Source organism: Sphingomonas sp. 66-10 (assembly GCF_001897045.1).
Lineage (GTDB): Bacteria > Pseudomonadota > Alphaproteobacteria > Sphingomonadales > Sphingomonadaceae > Sphingomonas > Sphingomonas lycopersici.
In genome coordinates this window covers 5,024-8,140 of sequence record NZ_MKRR01000060.1, presented here as the reverse complement: position 1 = coordinate 8,140, position 3,117 = coordinate 5,024, and the positions used below count along the sequence as shown (strand labels likewise).

The following is a 3,117-nucleotide window of genomic DNA, read 5'->3' as shown; positions in this document are numbered from 1 at the left end:
GCAAGGCCTATGGCACGCTCGACGCGCGCATCGCACTCACCGATATCCCGCTGACCGACCACACTACCGCCGAGATCGCCTTATGGGGCCGCAACCTCACCGACACGGCTTATTGGAACAGCGGGATCAACCTCGGCGTGCTCGCGGTGCGGCAATGGGCCGATCCGCGCAGCGTGGGGGGCGAGGTGCGGATCCGTTTCTGACGCGGCCGCGGCGAATGTTTCCGTGGAGCGACTGATCGTTCACCGCCAGTTGCTTGTTGCGCCCCGATCGGCGGCGCAAAAATCCCCCGTCATCAACAATCAGCGGCGCGCGTTGACGGCCGCGCAATGTGGAGAGCGATCGTGGACAGATATCTGGTGATCTCGTCGGATGGCCATGTCGGCTTGCCCCCCGAACAATATCGCAACTATCTCGAAGCCAAATATCACCCGCAGTTTGACGAAGCGCTCGCCAAGGAGATCAAGGCGCGCGAGGAGCGGGAAAAGCTCTTCCTGATCAACGATTTCAACACCAAGTGGCGCGCCAAGGTGGGCGACGGGCTGGAAGGCGCATGGGACAGCCGGATCCGCAATCGCGAGCTCGATCGCGACGGCGTGGTCGCCGAAATCCTGTTCCCCGACGGGATCACCGAGCGCAACGCGCCGCCGTTCGGCGCCGATGTCGGGCTGAAGCCCAATGCCTCGACCCCCGAGCTGCAATGGGCCGGCGCGCGGGCGCACAATCGCTGGCTCGCCGAATTTTGCGCCGAGGACCCGCATCGCCGGCTCGGCCTCGCGGTGATCCCGGCGCTGTTCGATATCGAGGAGACGCTCAAGGAAATCCGCTGGGCGAAGAAGAACAACCTCAAGGGGGTGTTCTTCCCGGCGATCACCGACGGCTACAAGATGTACAACCACAAGGATTATTATCCGGTGTGGGAGCTGCTGCAGGAATATCGCATGCCGCTCCACTTCCACAGCGGCGGCTCGCCCGATTACGACATGACGCAGCCGGGCTGGATCGGCACCTATCTGTGCGAATTCGCTTTCTTCCTGACGCGCCCGATGTGGTCGATGATGTTCGGCGGGGTGTTCGAGGAATATCCCGAGCTCAAGGTGATGTTCACCGAGGCCGGCGGGGAATTCTGGTTCCCGTGGATGATCGAGCTGATGGATATCCGCGCCTCGGTCAAGCACACCTCGGGCAAGCTTGGCGATTACAATGCCAATATGTCGATGAAGCCGAGCGAATATTTCCAGCGCAACATCTATGTCGGCTGTTCGGCGCTGCCCGACGAGGAGACGACCGAGGCCTATTACAAGATCGGCATCGACCGCATCCTGTGGGGCACCGATTATCCGCACCCCGAGGGCACCTGGCCCGAGACGCTGGAGAAGATGAACCTCAGCCTCGGCGGGCTGCCCGAGGAGGATATCCAGCAGATGCTCGGCACCAATGCCCTCGGCGCTTATGATCTCGATGCCGATGCGATGTGGAAGATCGCTGCGCGGATCGGGCCGAAGAAGGAATTGTTCGTCCGTCAGGCCGCGGAATAGCCGCTTGACCACTGACTCCGGGAGGGTGGCGGGGCAGTTGCCCGCGCCATCGCTTCTGCCTTCGACCCCTTCTTGTGTCCCCGCGAAGGCGGGGACCCAGTCTGGGCTCCCGCCTTCGCGGGAGCACAAGGAGGGGCCCGCTGTCGTTCAAATGCGACAGCACCCGAGCGGAGGGCTATGACGCTTTCTTTGCCTGCTGCCGCCACCTATGCTTCTGACAAGTGGCAGGAGCGGCGGATGTCGGCGTGGCGTGGGATCGACGAGTTTCTGGCCGTCATCGCCGCCGGCAGCTTCACCGCCGCGGCCGAGCGGCTGGGGGCGTCGAAATCCTTCGTCAGCAAGACGGTCGCCGAGCTCGAGCAGCGCGTGGGCGCGCAATTGATCGTGCGGACGACGCGGCGGCTGTCGCTCACCGCGGCAGGCGAATTCTTCCACCAGCGCTGCGTCGCGATGCAGGGCGATCTGTTCGCGCTCGAACGCAGCATGGCGCAATTCCAGTCGCATCCGATCGGGCGCTTGCGGATCGTGCTCAGCGATACCTTCGGCTCGGATTTCATGTCGGCGCTGCTCGCCGATTTCAGCGCGCGGCATCCCGATATCTCGATCCAGGTGATCGCCTATTTGAGCGAAGCCAACCTGTCGGAGGAGACGTTCGACGTCGCGATCCGCTACGGCTCGCTCGGGGATTCGTCGCTCCGCGCGCGCTTCTTCGGCTATCTGTCATATTGCCTCTGCGCTTCCCCGGATTATGTCGCGCAACATGGCTGGCCGGAAACGCCGGAGGCGCTCGCCGATCACCAATGCCTCTCCGCGCCGAGCGGGCTGTTCCAGTTCAACGACGGGGTCGCCGCGCGCGTCTCGGGCAATTGGACGAGCAACAGCGGGGTCGCGCTGCGCTGGGCGGCGCGGCGCGGATTGGGCCTTGCCCATCTGCCAATCTCGCTCGTCCGCCAGGATCTGATCGACGGCCATTTGCTCGCCGCGACTGCCGACTGGACCTTCCTCGATCAGGAGGTCCGCGCGGTCTTCCCGCCGGGCATTACCCCTACGGCGACGCGCGCATTTATCGACTATCTCACCTCGCGGCTGGCGCAGAAACGGCGGGTGCGGCCGTGGATGGTCGAAAGCCTGATTCCGGCCGATCTCTCGTCCCCCGAAGGGCTCGACGACGATATGGATTAGACGTCTGGCGTGAACAGTACGTTCCCGCACGCGGACTTTCGCCGCGGGACGCAGTTGATAGGATGCCGCCAATACCGAAGCCGATCAACGGCCGGCATGGAGAGGAATACATGCCCCAAATCGTCCGCTTTCCGATGGATATCCCCTTCGGCTGGTTCTTCGTATCCTATTCGGACGAATTGGCGCCGGGCGACGTCAAATCGCTGCATTATTTCGGGCGCGATCTCGTGCTGTTCCGCAACCATAGCGGGGTCGCCGGGGTGCTCGATGCCTATTGCCCGCATATGGGGGCGCATCTCGGGCATGGCGGGGTGGTCGAGGGCGACGTGCTCCGCTGCCCGTTCCATAGCTGGGCGTTCCGCCCCGACGGTTTCTGCGTCGACATTCCCTATGCCAA

Annotated in this window: 4 protein-coding genes; all 4 read left to right on the top strand. The window is 63.6% G+C overall.

Features of this window, described 5'->3' with window-relative positions; all coding sequences use genetic code 11:
• The coding region (locus tag BGN95_RS06070; RefSeq protein ID WP_286771972.1) for a hypothetical protein at positions 1-203 on the top strand (203 nt) is incomplete at its 5' end.
• 141 nt (positions 204-344) lie between these two features.
• Positions 345-1,538 carry an amidohydrolase family protein gene (locus tag BGN95_RS06065; protein WP_265314209.1) on the top strand — a complete coding sequence of 398 codons (1,194 nt, stop codon included), beginning with the start codon at positions 345-347 and terminating at the stop codon, positions 1,536-1,538.
• A 237-nt stretch (positions 1,539-1,775) separates the two neighbouring features.
• A complete protein-coding gene (locus BGN95_RS06060) occupies positions 1,776-2,720 on the top strand; it encodes a LysR family transcriptional regulator (RefSeq protein WP_286771971.1) in 945 nt (314 codons plus the stop codon).
• 110 nt (positions 2,721-2,830) lie between these two features.
• Positions 2,831-3,117 (top strand): Rieske 2Fe-2S domain-containing protein (locus tag BGN95_RS06055; RefSeq protein ID WP_286771970.1); only part of this gene is annotated, 287 nt, incomplete at its 3' end.